The 15,526-nt window shown below is 72.1% G+C and carries 11 protein-coding genes and 1 pseudogene; 5 read left to right on the forward strand and 7 right to left on the reverse strand.

Features of this window, described 5'->3' with window-relative positions:
- Positions 1-3: 3 nt before the first annotated feature.
- Positions 4-2,664 (reverse strand): DEAD/DEAH box helicase, encoded by a 2,661-nt coding sequence (locus AB0I32_RS04130; RefSeq protein ID WP_357503168.1) that lies wholly within the window; start codon positions 2,662-2,664, stop codon positions 4-6.
- Positions 2,665-2,839: 175 nt separating this feature from the next.
- On the opposite strand from AB0I32_RS04130, the gene AB0I32_RS04135 reads away from it, so the two are divergent.
- Entirely contained in the window at positions 2,840-5,173 is a 2,334-nt protein-coding gene (locus AB0I32_RS04135) for a hypothetical protein (RefSeq protein WP_357503170.1), read from the forward strand.
- 109 nt (positions 5,174-5,282) lie between these two features.
- Here AB0I32_RS04135 and ggt read toward each other — a convergent pair whose 3' ends face one another.
- The gene (gene ggt, locus AB0I32_RS04140) at positions 5,283-7,109 is read right to left on the reverse strand and encodes a gamma-glutamyltransferase (protein ID WP_357503172.1); all 1,827 of its coding nucleotides are present in this window, start codon (positions 7,107-7,109) and stop codon (positions 5,283-5,285) included.
- A gap of 120 nt (positions 7,110-7,229) precedes the next feature.
- Entirely contained in the window at positions 7,230-7,778 is a 549-nt protein-coding gene (locus AB0I32_RS04145; protein ID WP_357503174.1) for an MGMT family protein, read from the reverse strand.
- A 149-nt stretch (positions 7,779-7,927) separates the two neighbouring features.
- On the opposite strand from AB0I32_RS04145, the gene AB0I32_RS04150 reads away from it, so the two are divergent.
- Positions 7,928-8,905 carry an SGNH/GDSL hydrolase family protein gene (locus AB0I32_RS04150; protein WP_357503176.1) on the forward strand — a complete coding sequence of 326 codons (978 nt, stop codon included), beginning with the start codon at positions 7,928-7,930 and terminating at the stop codon, positions 8,903-8,905.
- A gap of 80 nt (positions 8,906-8,985) precedes the next feature.
- On the opposite strand, the pseudogene AB0I32_RS04155 reads toward AB0I32_RS04150, so the two are convergent.
- Positions 8,986-9,759 (reverse strand): annotated as a pseudogene (locus AB0I32_RS04155) (AraC family transcriptional regulator); the annotation flags it as partial.
- 121 nt (positions 9,760-9,880) lie between these two features.
- On the opposite strand from AB0I32_RS04155, the gene AB0I32_RS04160 reads away from it, so the two are divergent.
- A complete protein-coding gene (locus AB0I32_RS04160; protein ID WP_357503178.1) occupies positions 9,881-11,227 on the forward strand; it encodes an MFS transporter in 1,347 nt (448 codons plus the stop codon).
- On the opposite strand, the gene AB0I32_RS04165 is transcribed toward AB0I32_RS04160, so the two are convergent.
- From AB0I32_RS04165 to glp, 3 genes are read right to left on the reverse strand one after another with little or no spacing between them, the layout of a single operon-like run.
- Complete coding sequence (locus tag AB0I32_RS04165) at positions 11,196-11,456, reverse strand: DUF6457 domain-containing protein (RefSeq protein ID WP_357503180.1); 261 nt, start codon at positions 11,454-11,456, stop codon at positions 11,196-11,198. The genes AB0I32_RS04160 and AB0I32_RS04165 overlap by 32 nt on opposite strands.
- Positions 11,453-12,106, reverse strand: a complete 654-nt coding sequence (locus AB0I32_RS04170) for an NTP transferase domain-containing protein (protein WP_357503182.1) — start codon at positions 12,104-12,106, stop codon at positions 11,453-11,455. Before AB0I32_RS04170 ends, AB0I32_RS04165 begins: the two co-directional genes overlap by 4 nt.
- Complete coding sequence (glp, locus tag AB0I32_RS04175) at positions 12,103-13,452, reverse strand: gephyrin-like molybdotransferase Glp (RefSeq protein ID WP_357503184.1); 1,350 nt, start codon at positions 13,450-13,452, stop codon at positions 12,103-12,105. The genes AB0I32_RS04170 and glp overlap by 4 nt, the downstream gene beginning before the upstream one ends.
- Before the next feature lie 89 nt (positions 13,453-13,541).
- Between glp and AB0I32_RS04180 the strand changes: the two genes are divergently transcribed.
- Together AB0I32_RS04180 and AB0I32_RS04185 are read left to right on the forward strand one after the other, a co-directional pair.
- A complete protein-coding gene (locus AB0I32_RS04180) occupies positions 13,542-13,931 on the forward strand; it encodes a VOC family protein (RefSeq protein WP_357503186.1) in 390 nt (129 codons plus the stop codon).
- A gap of 226 nt (positions 13,932-14,157) precedes the next feature.
- Positions 14,158-15,525: an MFS transporter gene (locus AB0I32_RS04185; RefSeq protein ID WP_357503188.1), complete on the forward strand. Its 1,368-nt coding sequence runs from the start codon at positions 14,158-14,160 to the stop codon at positions 15,523-15,525.
- Position 15,526: the final 1 nt, after the last annotated feature.

Consider the following 15,526-nt stretch of genomic DNA (forward strand, 5'->3'; position numbering starts at 1 on the left):
GGCTCAGCGGGCCTCGGCGAGGGTGGCGCGGGGGTCGTGCGACAGCACGGCGTCGAGGAGCCGCACGGCGGCGGCCTTGTCCAGCGGTGCGTTGTACGAGCCGCACTTCGGCGACTGGACGCACGCCGGGCACCCGTCGGCGCAGGGGCAAGCAGCTATCGCGTCACGGGTGGCCCGGAGCCACGTCGCGCCGAGGTCGTAGGCCCGCTCGGCGAAGCCCGCACCGCCCGGATAGGCGTCGTAGACGAACACCGTCGCCTCGCCCGTGTCCGGGTGCAGCTCCGTCGACACCCCGCCGAGGTCCCACCGGTCGCACGTCGCGAGCAGCGGCAGCAGGCCGATCGAGGCGTGCTCGGCGGCGTGCAGCGCGCCCGGCGTCTGCTCAGGAGTGATGTCGGCGGCCCGCAGCACGAACTCGGGCACCGACCACCAGACGGCGACGGTGCCGAGGGTGTGCTCGGGCAGCTCCAGCTGCTCGGTCCCCAGCACCTGCATGTCCGGGACACGACGCCGCTGGAAGCTCACCACCTGCGACGTCACCTCGACCGGGCCGAGGCCCCAGGTGATCGGTCCCCACTCCCGGGTGACCAGGTCATGGCCGGGGCCGTCCGCGCTCCCGGCCTCGGCACCCGGGTCGCCGGACGCCTCGGCGTCCTGGTCCCAGCCCTCGATGGCCACCGACATCACGGAACGGGACCACGTGCCGTAGTCGAGCTTGCGCCGCTGCACGACGGCGGTGTGGTCCGTCAGGTCGAAGTGCGACACCACGTACGTGGTGCCCTGGTGCACGTAGACGGCGCCGTCGTGCACCTGGCCGTCCGCCGACGCCGCGTCGACGGTGCCGAGCATGCGGCCGGTGCCCTGCTCCACCACGCGCACCGGCGTGCCGCCCGCCCCGCGCAGATCGGTGAGGCCCGCGGCGCCCTGGGCGTGCGTCCAGTACCACCCGGATGTCCGACGCCGGAGCGCACCCCGGGCGACCAGCACGTCCAGGATCCCGCGGACGTGGTCGGGGTGCCCGAACGTGGCGAGGTCCTCGGTCCGGAGCGGTGCCTCCTGGGCCGCCGCGCACAGGTGCGGCGCGAGTACGTGCGGGTTCGCGGGGTCGAACACCGTGGCCTCGAGCGGGGCGTCGAACACCGCCTCGGGATGTGTCACGAGGTACGTGTCCAGCGGGTCCTCGCGCGCGACGAACGCGACAAGACCGTCTGCGCCGGCCCGCCCGGCACGCCCCGCCTGCTGCCAGAGCGACATCCGCGTGCCGGGCCAGCCGGCGATCAGCACCGCGTCCAGGCCGGAGATGTCCACGCCGAGCTCCAGTGCGTTGGTCGTCGCAAGGCCGAGCAGGTCACCAGTGCGCAGGGCCTGCTCCAGCTCGCGGCGCTCCTCCGGGAGGTAGCCGCCGCGGTACGCCGCGATCCGGCGGGCGGCGTCCGGTGCTGCGTGCCGCAGGTGGTCGCGGGCCTGCTGAGCCACCGACTCCGCACCGCGCCGGGACCGGGTGAACGCGAGGGTGCGGGCTCCGGCCGCGGACAGGTCGGCGAGCAGATCGGCGACCTCCGCGGTCGCGGACCGGCGCGGATGCTCCGGCGGGGCCTCGGTCGCCACCGGCTCGGCCTCGGGATCGGGTTCCGGCGTCGATCTCGAATCGGGGTCGACGGGCAGCGCCCAGGGGTCGGGCTCTGCGACGGCGACCCGGCGCATCGACGTCGGCTCTTCGACGGACAGACCGTGCCGGGATGCGCCGGCATCTGGTTCGGCGTCTGCTCCTGCGCCGTCGGCTACGGGCGGTCGCCAGCCGACGATCTCCGGCGGCTGCCAGAGCACGACGGTGCGGCGTCCGGAGGGCGAGGCGTCCTCGGTGACGGCGGTGACGTCGTCGGGCGCGACGCCGATGAGGCGGGCCGCGCTGACCGCCGGCTGCGCCGTCGTGGCTGAGGCGACGACGAACGTGGGCGAGCCCTCCCCGTACCGCGCCGCGAGGCGCGCGAGCCGCCGCAGCACCAGCGAGACGTGCGCGCCGAAGACGCCCCGGTAGGCATGCCCCTCGTCGACCACCACGTACCGCAGCCCTTTCAGCAGCCGCGACCAGCGGCGATGGTTCGGCAGCAGGGCGTAGTGGAGAAAGTCGGGGTTCGTCAGGACGACGTCGGCGTGGTCCTGCACCCAGGAGCGCTCCTCGCGCGAGGTGTCGCCGTCGCAGGTCGCGACGCGGACGTCGCGCGTGCCCGCCGCGTCGAGGATGCGTTCGAGCGCGCTCAGCTGGTCGGCGGCCAGGGCCTTGGTGGGGCTGAGGTAGACCGTCGTGGGGCGGACGTGCGCCGACTCGATGTTTCCGGGGTCGAGCGTGGCGGCAGCGGCGGCGGTCCGGACGGCGGACAGCGCGGGGAGCCAGAACGCGAGCGACTTGCCCGATCCGGTCGACGTGGCCAGGGCCGTGTGCCGGCCCTGGTGGACGAGGTCGGCGGCGACGGCCTGGTGCGTCCACGGCCGCTCGACGCCGAGCTTCCGGTACCCCTGCACCACCGTGGCGTCGGCCCAGCGCGGCCAGTCGGCGTGCTCGGCGGTGCGCTCCGGGAAGATGCGCGACGCCGTCAGCCGCTCGGCGCGCGCGCCACCGGCGAGCAGCACGTCGAGGAGGGGGTGGGTGGAGGCGTCGGACACGGTGCACAGTCTCGCACCGGGTGGATCCCCACGATGTGGTCGGTCGGCCTGTGGCGTTCGGTAGCAACTTGTCCAAGTCCGTGGAGTTCACCCGCGAAATGGCGGGTTGGTGCGCCGCAGCGCCGGTAGGTTCACGCCGTTACGCCAGGTCGAATGGTTGCCGCAGGAGGAAACGATGAAGCGCTCCCTGATAGCCGGAGCTACAGCGGTCGGGTTGGTGTTCGCGGGGTTCGTCACACCCACCGCTGTCGCGGCGTCCACGGAGGTGCCGCCACCGTCGGCGGCCGAGTGCGACGGTTCGGCCGAGAGCGAGGCGGTCGCGCTGGCGCTCGCCTCTGCGTGCGGCGACGACGTCGAGGTGGTCGGCGCGGCCGGTGCCGGCGCGGAGGTGTTCGCGGAGCCGAACGGTGGGATGCGGCTGGAGGCGACGGCGAACGATTCGTCTGTCGAGAGGCCGGCGCTTGCCTGGACCGCTCTTCGCGAGGGCGGTCCGTCGAGCTACAACTGGACCGGCACCCAGTGGGTCGGCCACTGCGACCCCGCCGAGTACGCAGAGGGGTGCGCTGTGCCGGGTTTGCAGCGGCTCGTCTGGCAGTTCGACGGAATCAAGTACCTCGCTGATCTGGAGCCCCAGGACATCACCTCCGCCGAACTCTTCGCGTACGGCGACGACGCCTGGCTTGACGACGTAAATTGCACGCCGAATCACCTGGAGCTCTACGACGTGCCGCGGATCTCGGCCGGCACGACCTGGGCGAGCACCTCCGACTGGACGGCGGACCGACGCGTCGGCGACATCAGGTTCTACTGGCCGGAGTGCGGGCTGACGCCCGGGTACACGGGCTTCTTCGACTTCGATGCGACGCAGCTCGCGATCAACGCCGCGCGGGACAACCGGTCGACGGTGACGGCGGGCCTGAGGGCGGCGGACGAGACGTGCATGTCGTGCGGCTGGAACTCGTTCAAGCCGCGCGCCCAGCTCGTGGTCCGCTTCAACCGAGTGCCGGCCACGCCTACGGATCTCAGGGTCGGTTACCAGAGCTCGAGCTGGTCGTGTGCACAGGAGACCGTCGTCCGGGTAACAACGCCGCGACTCATGGCGCACATCGTGGATCCCGACCCGAACAGCAACGACCCCCAGAATCCGTCGGGCGCCCCGGTCACCGCGACGTTCCGGATCACCCGGGCGGAGTCTCCCGATGTCACGGTGTGGGAGGACTCTGAGTCGTCCGCGCGCAGCGGTGAGCACTACGTCGACGTTCCGTCCGAGACGCTTACCAGCGGTCGGTACGTCTGGTCCGTCTTCGGTACGGATAGCAGCGGCCTGGTCAGTCCGACGGCCACCTGTACGTTCTCCATCGACATCCAGGCCCCAGCGGCCCCTGCGGTGACACCACTGGTGGGCGGTGACGCCTTCTATCTCGAGAACACCGAGCGCGGTGCGGTGGGAGAGCTTGGGTCCTTCCTCGTCAAGAGCTCGTCGGACGATGTCGTCAAGTACCGGTACGGCCTCAGCTCGGACCGCCAGCTGCAGGAGGTGGCGGCCACGGAGAACACGGTCATCAACGTCACGCCGACCAGGTGGGGGTCGAACTACCTGACGGTCGAGGCGCTCGACGCGGCGGGCAACCGCAGCTTGACGACGAACTATTCCATCTACGTCGGTGGCGGTGGCGTGACTCCCACCCCGCCCGCCATCACGGTCGCCGGCCCGACGTCGTACACGTTCGGGGACGTTCCCACGGCGTCCGTGACGCTCAGCGAGGACGCCGTCACCCCGTACGGCAAGGTGACGGTGAAGTCGGGCTCGACGGTCGTCGGCAGCGCTGTGTTCGACGAGCGCACCGAGCAGCTCCAGCTGGACGGCCCCGCCCTCGGAGCGGGCACCAAGACGCTGACGTTCACGTACCAGTCGTACCCGGGCGCTCCCGAGTGGAGCACCCAACGGACCATGACGGTGCGGCCGCTGACCTTCGTCACCTCACGCCCGGCCTCCATCGACGGCATCGCCCAGGTCGGCAGGACTCTCACCGCGCAGCGGTGGCCCTGGACCCCGACGCCGACGACCGTCACCTACCAGTGGCGGCTGAACGGCGCCGCCGTCGCCGGGGCGACCTCGCGGACGTGGACCGTACCGGCGTCGGCGGCGGGCAAGAAGGTGTCGGTGACCATCACGGGCTCCGCGAACGGCTACGCGACCCTGAGCGTCCGGAGCCCAGCAACTGCGGCGGTGAAGGTCGGCACGTTCTCGGCGCCGCGCCCGACGATCAGCGGCACCCGGCAGGTGGGCTACACGCTGCAGGCGGTGCGGGGCACCTGGTCCCCGCTGCCGACCACCGTGCGGTACCAGTGGAAGGTCGGGGGCGTCGCGGTGCCGGGTGCCACCTACTACCGGTTCCGGGTTCCGGCGTCGGCCCGGGGCAAGCAGGTGACCGTCGTGGTGACCGGATCACGCGCGGGCTATGCGAACAAGACGGTCTACAGCCCCCTGAGTGGCACCATCCGCTGACAGCCGGCTGACACACCGAGCGGCCGCACGTCATCGACGTGTCGGCCGCTCGGTTCAACCCGCGGCCCAGGTCAGCGGCTGACCGGGCCGTTCGGTCCGGCGAACGGGGTCAGGACCCCGCCGGCCACACCACGCGGGCCGATCCACCGCCGAGCCGGGTCGGCTCGGCGACGGCGGTGAGACGGCCGCCCGGGCCGATCTCGATGGCGGTCGCCGCCCCGATCGTGTTGGCCGTCGGCCGGAGCGTGTGCCCGTACCCGGTCAGCGCCGTGCCGTAGTTGTCGACGAAGGCCTGCTCGGCGATCGTGCGCACCGAGTTCTGCGGCGCAGCCCGCGGGGCGGCGATCGCTTCCTCGATGGTCATGCCAAGGTCGATCCGGTTGATCAGCATCTGCGTGACCGTGTTGATGATCTGGGATCCGCCTGGCGAACCGAGCGCGAGCACCGGACGCCCGTCTTCCAGGACGATCGTCGGCGCCATGGACGAGCGCGGGCGCTTGCCGGCCTCGAGCCGGTTCGGGTCGGTGGCGCTGTACTCGATGCTGAAGTCCGTGAGCTCGTTGTTCAGGATGAACCCGCGCCCGGGCACGACGATCCCCGAACCGCCGATCTGCTCCAGCGTCAGCGTGTACTCGACCACGTTGCCCCACCGGTCGACCGCCGTCAGGTTCGTGGTCGACGGGCTCTCGGTGTCCTCGGGGACGATGCCCTCCGCGCCGGGCGTGGCGCACACGCCGTCGTACGACCTGGCGTCACCCGCCGTCACGGGCTTGGCAGCCGCCGTCGCGGGGTCGAGCAGGCAGGCCCGCTCCTTGGCGAAGGTGTCGTCCAGCAGCCCGGCCACCGGAACGTCCACGAAGTCGCCGTCGCCCAGGTAGGCGGCGCGGTCCGCGAACGCCAGGGCGCTCGCCTCGATGTAGTGGTGCAGCACGGCCGGGTCGTCCTGCGAACCCAGGTCGAACTGCTTGAGGATGTTGAGCGTCTCGCCGACGGTGGTTCCGCCGGATGCCGGCGGCGCCATCCCGTAGATGTCGTACCCGCGGTACGAGACGGAGACCGGCTCCCGGTCCACCACCTCGTAGGCCGCGAGGTCTTCGGCGGTCATCGATCCTGCCGGCACCGGGAGCGTGGTCCCGGCCGCGACGGGCGGAGCCTGCACCGCGTCCGCGATGTCCTGCGCGAGCTCCCCCTCGTAGAACGCTTCGACGCCATCGCTGGCGATCGTCCGGTAGGTCTGAGCCAGGTCCGGGTTGCGGAACACGGAGCCGATCTCCGGCGCCTGTCCGCCAGGCAGGAACAGGTCGCTGGTCGAGGTCAAGGCCTGGAACCGCGCCTGGTTCAGCAGCGTCTGCTCGTAGAAGAGCTGGTCGACCACGAAGCCCTGCTCCGCCACGTTCGTCGCCGGGCGCAACGCCTGGCTCAGGGACGTGGTGCCCCACCGGTCCAGCGCACGCTCCCACGTCGCGGGAGTTCCGGGGACGCCGACGCTGACACCGCCGGTGACCAGGTCCGGATAGAACGGGTATGACTTGCCGGTCGCCGGGTCGATGAAGGCGTCGTGCTCGATCGCCGACGGCGCGGTCTCGCGCCCGTCGATGGTCTCGACCTGTCCGGACGCGGCGTCGTAGTGGACGAAGAACCCGCCACCGCCGATCCCGGCGCTGTACGGGTCGGTCACGCCGATCGCCGCCGCCATGGCGACGGCGGCGTCGGTGGCGTTGCCGCCCTGGCGGAGCATCTGCAGGCCGATCTCGGAGACGACCGGGTCGAGCGAGCTCACCGCGCCGCCGTACCCGATAGAGGTCGGCACCTTCTGCGGCGCACGCTCGGCGTCGTCGGTCGCTGCACCGGCAGGGCTCGCCGCGAGGGCGCCGGCCAGCAGCAGGGCGAGCGCGCCCGTGGCTGCCGAGGAACGAACGGGGAATCTCTTGCTCATACGGTTCTGGGCTCCTGAGGTGTGCATATATGCGACATGGCAGCGACTAAGACGCACAGTGTGCCCAGAAAGTTGTGGGGTGGGTGAATTTGGTGCCGGAGGGATCCGGTCGGGTCCCGATCAGAGATCGAAGAGCGTGGGCTGCTCCAGGTAGACGCCTTCCGTCTCCAGCATCCGGACCTTGGTGCGGGGCCCGCCACGCGCCGAGAACCCGCCGATGCGGCGGCCGGCTGCCAGCACGCGATGGCACGGCACGATGGGCGGGAACGGGTTGCGGCCCATGGCCTGCCCGACGGCCTGGGCGGCTCCGGGCGTGCCCAGCTCGGCCGCGACCTCGCCGTACGTGCGGGTCTCGCCCGGAGGGATGGCGCGTACCACCTCGTAGACGCGACGGTCGAAGTCGGGCACGGCGCTCATGTTCAGGGGAACCTCCGCGAGGTCGCCGACGCCGTCGCCGAGCAGCCGGACGAGCGCCGCGGCGGCCGGTGCCACCGCCGTGGGCGAGGCCTCGACGGCGTCCGGGTACCAGCTGCGCACGGCACCCCGCACCTGCTCGGCACCCCCGTGGGGCAGCGCCGAGCCGACGATCTCCGCGTCCTCGTTCCAGACGAGCGCGCACTCGCCGATCGCAGTCGGGATCACCGCGAACTCGAGCCTGTTCCGGTCCATGCGCCACACGATAGGCGGGCACACTGACACCCGGTCGACGCGGCCGCCCGGCCTGCGCGGTCACCGCTGTCCAGGACCGGCACACGACGCCGGATGCGCGAGCGGAGCTGTGATATCCCGCGTCACGGCCGCCCACCTAATCTCAGCGCATGACGAAGCACAGCGCGGTGTTCCGTGTACTGGCCCTCGCCCTCGCCACCTCGTTCGCCTCGACGGGTCTCGCCGTCGGGTTGGCTCCGCCGTCGCAGGCCGAGGAGGCCGGCGCGGTCACCGCGCTACCGGGTTCCGTGCCCCGGTACGAGGAGTACGTCGCCCTCGGCGACTCCTGGACAGCCGACGTCGTGCTGCTCGACGGCCGCGGCATCCCGGACACCCGCTACGCGCCGCTCGGCTGCGCACAGTCCAAGGTCAACTATCCCAAGCTCGTCGAGCAAGCGATCCGGCCCGCGACGTTCCGCGACGCCTCGTGCGGGGCTGCGACCACCGAGCACTTCGCGAACAGCCAGAGCGTGCTGCTCGGCACCAACGATCCGCAGTTCGCGCGCCTCACGGCGACCACCGACCTCGTCACCGTGGGCATCGGCGGGAACGACGCCGGGATCGCGGCCGCGGGCCTCGACTGCCTCGGTCTCGTGCCGCTCACGCCGATCACCGACATCGGCATCGGCCTGCCGCTGGGCGGCTGCAAGGCCAAGTACACGCGCGGCGGCGTGGACCAGCTCAGCCGGCAGATCAGCGCGTCGGAGGACAAGCTCGTCGGGGCGTTCGAGGGCATCAGGGAGCGTTCGCCGAACGCGCGCATCCTCGCGGTCAACTACATGGACGTCGTGCCCGACCACGGTTGCTTCCCCCGCCTGGCCGCCTCCGACACCGACATGAAGTACATCTCGGGGAAGTTCCGCGAGCTCAACACGATGATCGACCGGGCAGCCGAGCGCGCCGCTGTGGAGGTGGTCGACACGTTCGCCTCGACCGGCGGCCATGACCTCTGCACCGGGCCGTTCGACCGGTACGCGGAGGCGTACGGGCTGTCGCTCAACGGGGTGGCGATCGGCGTTCCCGCGCACCCGAACTCGGCGGGTGCCGAGGCCCAGGCACGCGCGGTGATCGCCCACCTCGGGGGGTGAGCCGGCCCGGCGTCGGCGTAACCTCGGCGCCGACGCCGGTCCCGGTCAGCGCTCCGGTCGGTGAACGCACTGCGCACTCGGGCGGGTGTCGTACCGAGCGTCACGCGCACCGTCCTGGTCAGGTGGGCCTGATCGGCGAAGCCCAGGTCTCCGGCGATCGCAGCCAGGTCGTCGTCGCCCGCCTCCAGCCGGGCCAGCACCCGGCTCACGCGGACCCGGTTGCGGAACCTGGTGAGGCTGACGCCGGTCTCGGTCACGAAGATCCGGCTGAGGTGCCCGGGCGACACCTTCAGCGCGCGGGCGAGGCTCACCAGGTCGTGCGACGCGGGTGCGTCGTCAAGGACCGCCTCGCGCGCGTGCACGACGAGCCGCGCCCGGGAAGCGCGGGCGGCGGGCGTCCGGGCGGCCCCGCCGTCGTCCGACGCCGGGGTGCGAGCCGCGGCCGTCACCGTGCGGACCAGGCGTTCGGCGGGATCCGCGGCGTCGTGCACCGTCCGGAGCAGGAGCCGGTGGGCCAGCTCGGCGACACCGTCGACCCGCACCGTGGTGGACGTGGGCCGGTCGCCGACGATCTCGTGCCAGAGCGCGGCGCCGACCGAGACGAACGTGCACACGTCACCGCCTGAAGGATGCGCGAAACGCTGGTCCAGACCCGGGATCTGCGTGTAGCCCTGGGTGACGTCCACCGTCTGCTCGACGCTGCCGTTCACCAGCCGGAAGTGCCCCCGCCGGGCGAGGACGAGGCCGAACGTCTCGACCGGCTCGGCCTTGGACCATCCGCGGTGGTCGTCCGAGCACGCCACGACCCGCACCGAGTACTCGGGTGCGGTGAGGACGGGCGTGGCGTGGCGCACGACCCCACCGTAGGCGGGGTCACCGACACTCCGACCCGACCCCGAGTCCGGTCGGGCCCCAGGACCGCCACCGAACAAGGATCTTCAAGACTGCCGCCGTCCGCCGCTGGACCCTTGGGCCATGCGGAAGCCCCTGCTCCTCGCGGTACTCCTCGCCGCCCAGACCATGGCCTCGATGGACGGCTCCATCGCGAACGTCGCCCTGCCCGCTATCCAGCGGGACCTTGGCGCGACGGGCGCGGTGCAGCAGCTCGTGCTCTCGGGATACCTGGTGGTCCTCGCGAGCCTCATCGTCACCGGGGCGCGGCTGGGGGACCTGGTCGGGCACCGCAGGGCGTTCCAGTGGGGGCTCGCGGTCTTCACCGTCGCGTCGCTCGCCTGCGGCCTGGCGCCGACGCCGGTCGCCCTGGTCGCGGCCCGTGCGATCCAGGGCGCAGGGGCGGCGCTGCTGATCCCACAGGTGTTCTCCCTGATCCAGCACCACTTCCAGGGAGCCGAACGACGGCGGGCCATCGGCCTGTACTCCCTGGTGCTCGCCCTGGGCGTCGCGCTGGGGCAGCTGCTCGGCGGGCTCCTGGTCTCGGCGGACCTGTTCGGGCTGTCGTGGCGACCCGTGTTCCTCGTCAACGTCCCGGTCGGCGTGCTGCTGCTCGCGGCGGTGGGGCAGGTACTGCCGCCGGCCCGTGCCGGGGATGGCGCCGGCCGGGTGAGAGCTCGCCGGCTCGACGTCTCCGGGACCGTCGTCCTCGCGCTCGGCATGGCCGCGTTCACGACGTCGCTCACGGTGGGCCGGGAGACAGATTGGCCGTGGTGGACGTGGGCTGCCCTCGGCGGTTCGGTGGTGCTGCTCGCGTGGTTCGTGCGGCACCAGCTCCGGACGGAGCACCCCCTGCTCGACCTCGTCGTGCTGCGGCCGCGCGGGATGAGGTCCGGTCTGCTCGCGTGCGCCGTCGTGATGGGCTGCTACGCGGCTCTGCTCTTCACGTTCACCCTGTACGTGCAGGACGACCTGGGCTGGACGCCGTTCGCCGCAGGCCTCGCGTTTCTCCCGTACACGATCGGCTTCGGTGTCATGAGCCTGACCTGGACCCGGATGCCGGAGCACGTCATCCGGGCGCTGCCCGTGGCGGGGCCCGTCGTGCTGGCGGTGGTGGTGGCAGTGGTTGCGACCGGGGCCTCGCCGTGGGTTCTCGCGCCGCTCCTCGTCCTGGCAGGGGCAGGCCATGCGAGGGGCTACAGTCCGCTGATCGCACGCCTGTCCGGCATGGTTCCGCCGCACCGGGTGTCCGCTTTCTCCGCGCTCAACACCACCGGTCCGCTCGTGGCGCAGACGGTCGCGATCGCCGCTATCGGCGGGATCTACCTGGCAGCGGGCCTGCCCTGGGCGCTCGGCACGACGGCGGTGACGCTCCTGGCCGGAGCGAGCTGCGCCGCGGTCAGTCGGCGACCCAGCGAGCAGCGAGGCTGAGCGCCTTCTCGGCGGCGTCCGGTCCGCTGCTCGCCGTAGCACCCAGGTCTCCTGCCGCGGCCAGGCCCGCCGCGAAGCCCACCGCGTAGGTGGTGACCGGTGCGGCCGGCCGGGCGACGGCGTGCGCCGCGTCGCGGGCGAGGTCGAGCACCGCCCCGACGTCGACCGTCCCCGGCGGGAGCCCGAGCTCCGCCTCCAGCGCCTCCACCCAGCTGTCGAGGTCCGTCATCTCGGGTCCTTCCGGTAGTCGTCGGTCGCGGCGCCGAGGCGCTCGGCGTCCGCGGGGGTGTCGATGTCGTCGCTCCAGCCTGCCCGGTCCGGCACCTCCGCGCAGCGAAGCTCGCCGACCAGGCGTTTCATCGAGGCGCCGGCCGGCTCGATACCGGCGAGCGCCGAGACCAGGGAAGCGCGGCGGTAGATCCCCACCAGCCACTGGGCCCGGCCCTCGCGCACCAGGTACGCGCCGTCCATGGGTTCACGTGAAACGGCCTGCTCCAGGAGGGCGATCGCGCCCGCGGCGTGCGGCACGTCCACGGCCAGGACCAGAACCCATGGCGCACCAGCTGTGGGAAGGGCTCGTAGTCCGGCGGCGAGGCCGGCGACGGGCCCGCCGAACGGCGGGTCCTCCTGGGTGAGCGTCGGTCGCGGCCGGACGCCGGTCAGCACGCCGGCGAGCTCCGGCGGGCCCACCACCACTGCTGCTCGGGCTCGGCTGCTCGCCGTGAGCGCCCGGTCGAGCAGCCGCTCGCCCTCGACGACGAGTCCCGCCTTGGCGGTGTCGCCCAGCCGCGCGGTGCCGCCCAGCCTGGTGGCCCGTCCGCCGGCCAGCACGACGGCGTCGTACGTGATCCCCGCGGGCGTCTCGGCGTCGTCCGTCATCGCAGCATCAGCACCTGGACGATGTCTCCGGGACGCACCTTCTCGACGTCCGGCGAGACGAACGCCAGGCCGTCGGCGGTGGCGAGCGCGGACAGCGAGTGGTGAGAACCGGCGGGAACGACACCGGCGGATTCCGGCGCGACTCCGCCGGCGTCGGGCAGCGGAACGAGCCGGACCGGGACGACGAGCAGCCGCCCCGGTGAACCGGACCAGCCGGCCGCGGCGGCGAGTGGTACCGCGCGGGGTGTGTTGCTCTGCGTAGACATTGTCGACTCTGAGCAACACACTCCGGGTGTGTGGTGTTGCCCCGAGGCCTCCACGCCTCGGAGGCGGTCGATCGCCGGGCGCGCGAAGAGCTCGAACGATGCGTACGCGCCCACGGGATTGCCCGGCAGGGCCAGCCACGGCACACCGCCCCAGCGCGCCAGGGCCTGCGGCTTGCCGGGGGACATGGCGACCGTCGCGACGTCGACGCCGGTTGCTCCTGGACGGTTCGAGCCGGGAGCCGCTGCCAGGACCTCCCGGACCACGTCCGCCGCGCCCGCAGACACACCCCCTGCGGTCACGATCAGGTCGGCGCCCGCACCGTCGGCGTCGGCGTGTAGCGCCTGGTCGAGTACCCCGCGGAGCGCCGCGGGGTCGTCCGGCACGGGCCCCAGCCGGACGACGTCGGCACCCGCCGCGCGGACCGCCGCCGCGAGCATCGGCCCGTTGGAGTCGGTGATCTGCCCCGGCCCGAGCACACCGCCGATCGGCACCAGCTCCGACCCGGTGGAGATGACGGCGACCAGTGGCCGGCGTCGGACCGCGACGCGCACCGTGCCCGACGCCGCGAGCGCACCGACCAGCGCCGCCGTCAGCTCTGTGCCGGCCCGCGCGAGAAGCTCCCCCTGGCGCACGTCCTCACCCGCGCACCGGACGTGCGGCCGGGACTGCCTGGCGAGCGTCACCGCCTCCTCCGCCCGTGGCGCACCGGCCACGAACCGGCCGGTCGAGGTGCGCTCCACGGGGATCACGGCATCCGCACCGGGCGGGAGCGGGGCGCCGGTCATGATCCGGACCGCCTGCCCCGTCCCTACCTCGGTCAGGCCGCTCGGCCCTGCCGCGACGTCGCCGGTCACCTGCAGCGTCACCTGGCTCCCGTCGGGCGGCAGGTCGGCGAGCCGCACCGCGTACCCGTCCATCGCGGCGCCGTCGAAGGGCGGGACGGACACGGAGGCGTACAGGTCCTCGGTGAGGACCGAGCCGAGCGCGTCCTCCAGGTCGTGTGCTGCGGCGCGCAGCGGCGCGACGAGGGCGAGCACACGTTCGACGTGCTCGGTGACGCTGCGCGCCTGCGGCTCCATGGTCCGACCATAGGACAGCCGGGTGCGAAGGTGGTTTCGGAGCTCGCACAGCCTCTCGCCGGGCGGTGTGAGCAGCGATAATCGGGCCCATGCGTCTTCATCACGTCCAGGTTGTCTGCCCGCCCGGCGGCGAGGATGCCGCCCGCCGCTTCTACGGTGAAGGCCTTGGCCTCACCGAGGTCCCACTCCCGCCGGGGCTCGCGGGCCGGGCCCTCTGCTGGTTCCGCGACTTCGACGACGAGGGCCGCACGACCGCCGAGATCCACGTAGGCGTCCAGGACCCGTTCGAGCCCGCGCGCAAGGCCCACCCCGCCCTCGTCGCCGACTCCGTTGAGCACCTCGAGTCCATCGGCGCCCGCCTGGAAGAGCTCGGCTTCGAGCTCACCTGGAAGGACCGCTACACGTTCGACGGTTACGAGCGTTTCCACACCTTCGACGGCGCGGGCAACCGCGTGGAGGTCCTGACGCCGGTCACGTGACGTAGCCGCCAGTGCCGCCATGTGGATGCTTCAACGCCCTCACACAGCGAGTCGGTACGCTGTGCGTTCTTCCTTACGGTCGATTAACTGCTCTTTGTCGGGCGATGAAACACCGCCTCCCTAGGTTCCTACCTGTCGGTCCGACGTCGGGCCGGCCCCGGATTCGGCGCTTGTCGGTCCGGGCGCGCCCGGCGTCGTCGGGCATACGCCCATGCAGGAGGACAACGTGTCCACTCCGACCACACACGACGACCAGACCTCGGCCGCGAGCGAGCCCACGAGCTCGACCGCCACCGAAGCAGCGCCGAAGTCAGCAGTCCAGCGGTATACCGGACGCTGGATCGACCACTGGGACCCCGAGGACAAGACCCTCTGGGAGGACGGCGGACGCCGGACCGCCCGCCGGAACCTCGTGCTCTCGATCTTCGCGGAGTTCCTCGGCTTCGGCGCCTGGGCCCTGTGGTCCATCGTCGTGCCGCAGCTTCCCGCCGCGGGCTTCGACCTCACCGTCGACCAGATGTTCTGGCTCATCTCCGTACCGGCCCTCGTCGGCGCGACGCTCCGCATCCCCTACACGTTCGCCGTCCCCGTGTTCGGTGGCCGCAACTGGACCATCGTCTCGGCGCTGCTCCTGCTGCTGCCGATCAGCGCGCTGATGCTGACCGTCAGCGATCCGACCACCCCGTTCCCCCTGCTGCTCGGCGCCGCGGCGCTCGCGGGCCTTGGCGGCGGCAACTTCGCGTCCTCGATGGCGAACATCTCGTTCTTCTTCCCCGAGAAGGAGAAGGGCGCGGCCCTCGGCTGGAACGCCGCCGGCGGCAACATCGGCACGGCGGCCGTGCAGCTCGCGGTCCCGCTCGTCATCGTGACCGGTGCGGGCGTCGCGCTCGACCGGGCCGGGCTCATCTTCATCCCGTTCATCCTGCTCGCCGCGTTCCTGGCCTGGCGCTGGATGGACAACCTCACCGAGGCGAAGGCGGACCCCCGCTCGTTCGGCGTGGCGGTGAAGAACAAGCACACGTGGATCATCAGCTTCATCTACATCGGCACGTTCGGCTCGTTCATCGGGTACGCGGGAGCCTTCCCGACGCTGCTCAAGGGCCAGTTCCCGGACGTCGCCATCCCGCTCGCGTTCATGGGCGCCCTCGTCGGGTCGGTCTCCCGGCCGCTCGGCGGCATCCTCGCCGACCGCGTGGGCGGGGTGGCCGTGACCATCGGATCCTTCGGCGTGATGGCCCTGGGTGCCATGGGCGCGATCTATGCCCTCGGCACCGGGAGCTTCGCGATGTTCTTCGGCTCGTTCCTGATCCTGTTCGTCGCGACGGGCATGGGCAACGGCTCGGTCTACCGGATGATCCCAGCGGTCTTCCGGGTGAGCGGCGCGACGGCGAAGGCTGCGGCCGGGTGCATCGGCATCGCCGGCGCGATCGGCGCGTTCGGCGGGTTCCTCATCCCGCGCGGGTTCGCGCTGTCCACCACGGTGGCCGGGTCGCTCGTGCCCGCGCTGTGGGTGTTCATCGGGGTGTATGCCGTGATGGCCTCCGTGTGCTGGTTCGTCTACGGACGCGGTGCCATGGCAGAGGCTCGGGTCTGAA

It is taken from the genome of Promicromonospora sp. NPDC050249 (assembly GCF_040656015.1).
In the GTDB taxonomy this organism is placed as follows: domain Bacteria; phylum Actinomycetota; class Actinomycetes; order Actinomycetales; family Cellulomonadaceae; genus Promicromonospora.

Excerpts from the sequence above, each read along its gene's own strand:
- ggt (WP_357503172.1), bottom strand. The coding sequence starts at position 7,109 with ATGAGCAAGAGATTCCCCGTTCGTTCCTCGGCAGCCACGGGCGCGCTC.
- AB0I32_RS04145 (WP_357503174.1), bottom strand. The coding sequence starts at position 7,778 with ATGGACCGGAACAGGCTCGAGTTCGCGGTGATCCCGACTGCGATCGGC.
- AB0I32_RS04170 (WP_357503182.1), bottom strand. The coding sequence starts at position 12,106 with ATGACGGACGACGCCGAGACGCCCGCGGGGATCACGTACGACGCCGTC.
- AB0I32_RS04150 (WP_357503176.1), top strand. The coding sequence starts at position 7,928 with ATGACGAAGCACAGCGCGGTGTTCCGTGTACTGGCCCTCGCCCTCGCC.
- glp (WP_357503184.1), bottom strand. The coding sequence starts at position 13,452 with ATGGAGCCGCAGGCGCGCAGCGTCACCGAGCACGTCGAACGTGTGCTC.
- AB0I32_RS04135 (WP_357503170.1), top strand. The coding sequence starts at position 2,840 with ATGAAGCGCTCCCTGATAGCCGGAGCTACAGCGGTCGGGTTGGTGTTC.
- AB0I32_RS04180 (WP_357503186.1), top strand. The coding sequence starts at position 13,542 with ATGCGTCTTCATCACGTCCAGGTTGTCTGCCCGCCCGGCGGCGAGGAT.
- AB0I32_RS04160 (WP_357503178.1), top strand. The coding sequence starts at position 9,881 with ATGCGGAAGCCCCTGCTCCTCGCGGTACTCCTCGCCGCCCAGACCATG.
- AB0I32_RS04165 (WP_357503180.1), bottom strand. The coding sequence starts at position 11,456 with ATGACGGACCTCGACAGCTGGGTGGAGGCGCTGGAGGCGGAGCTCGGG.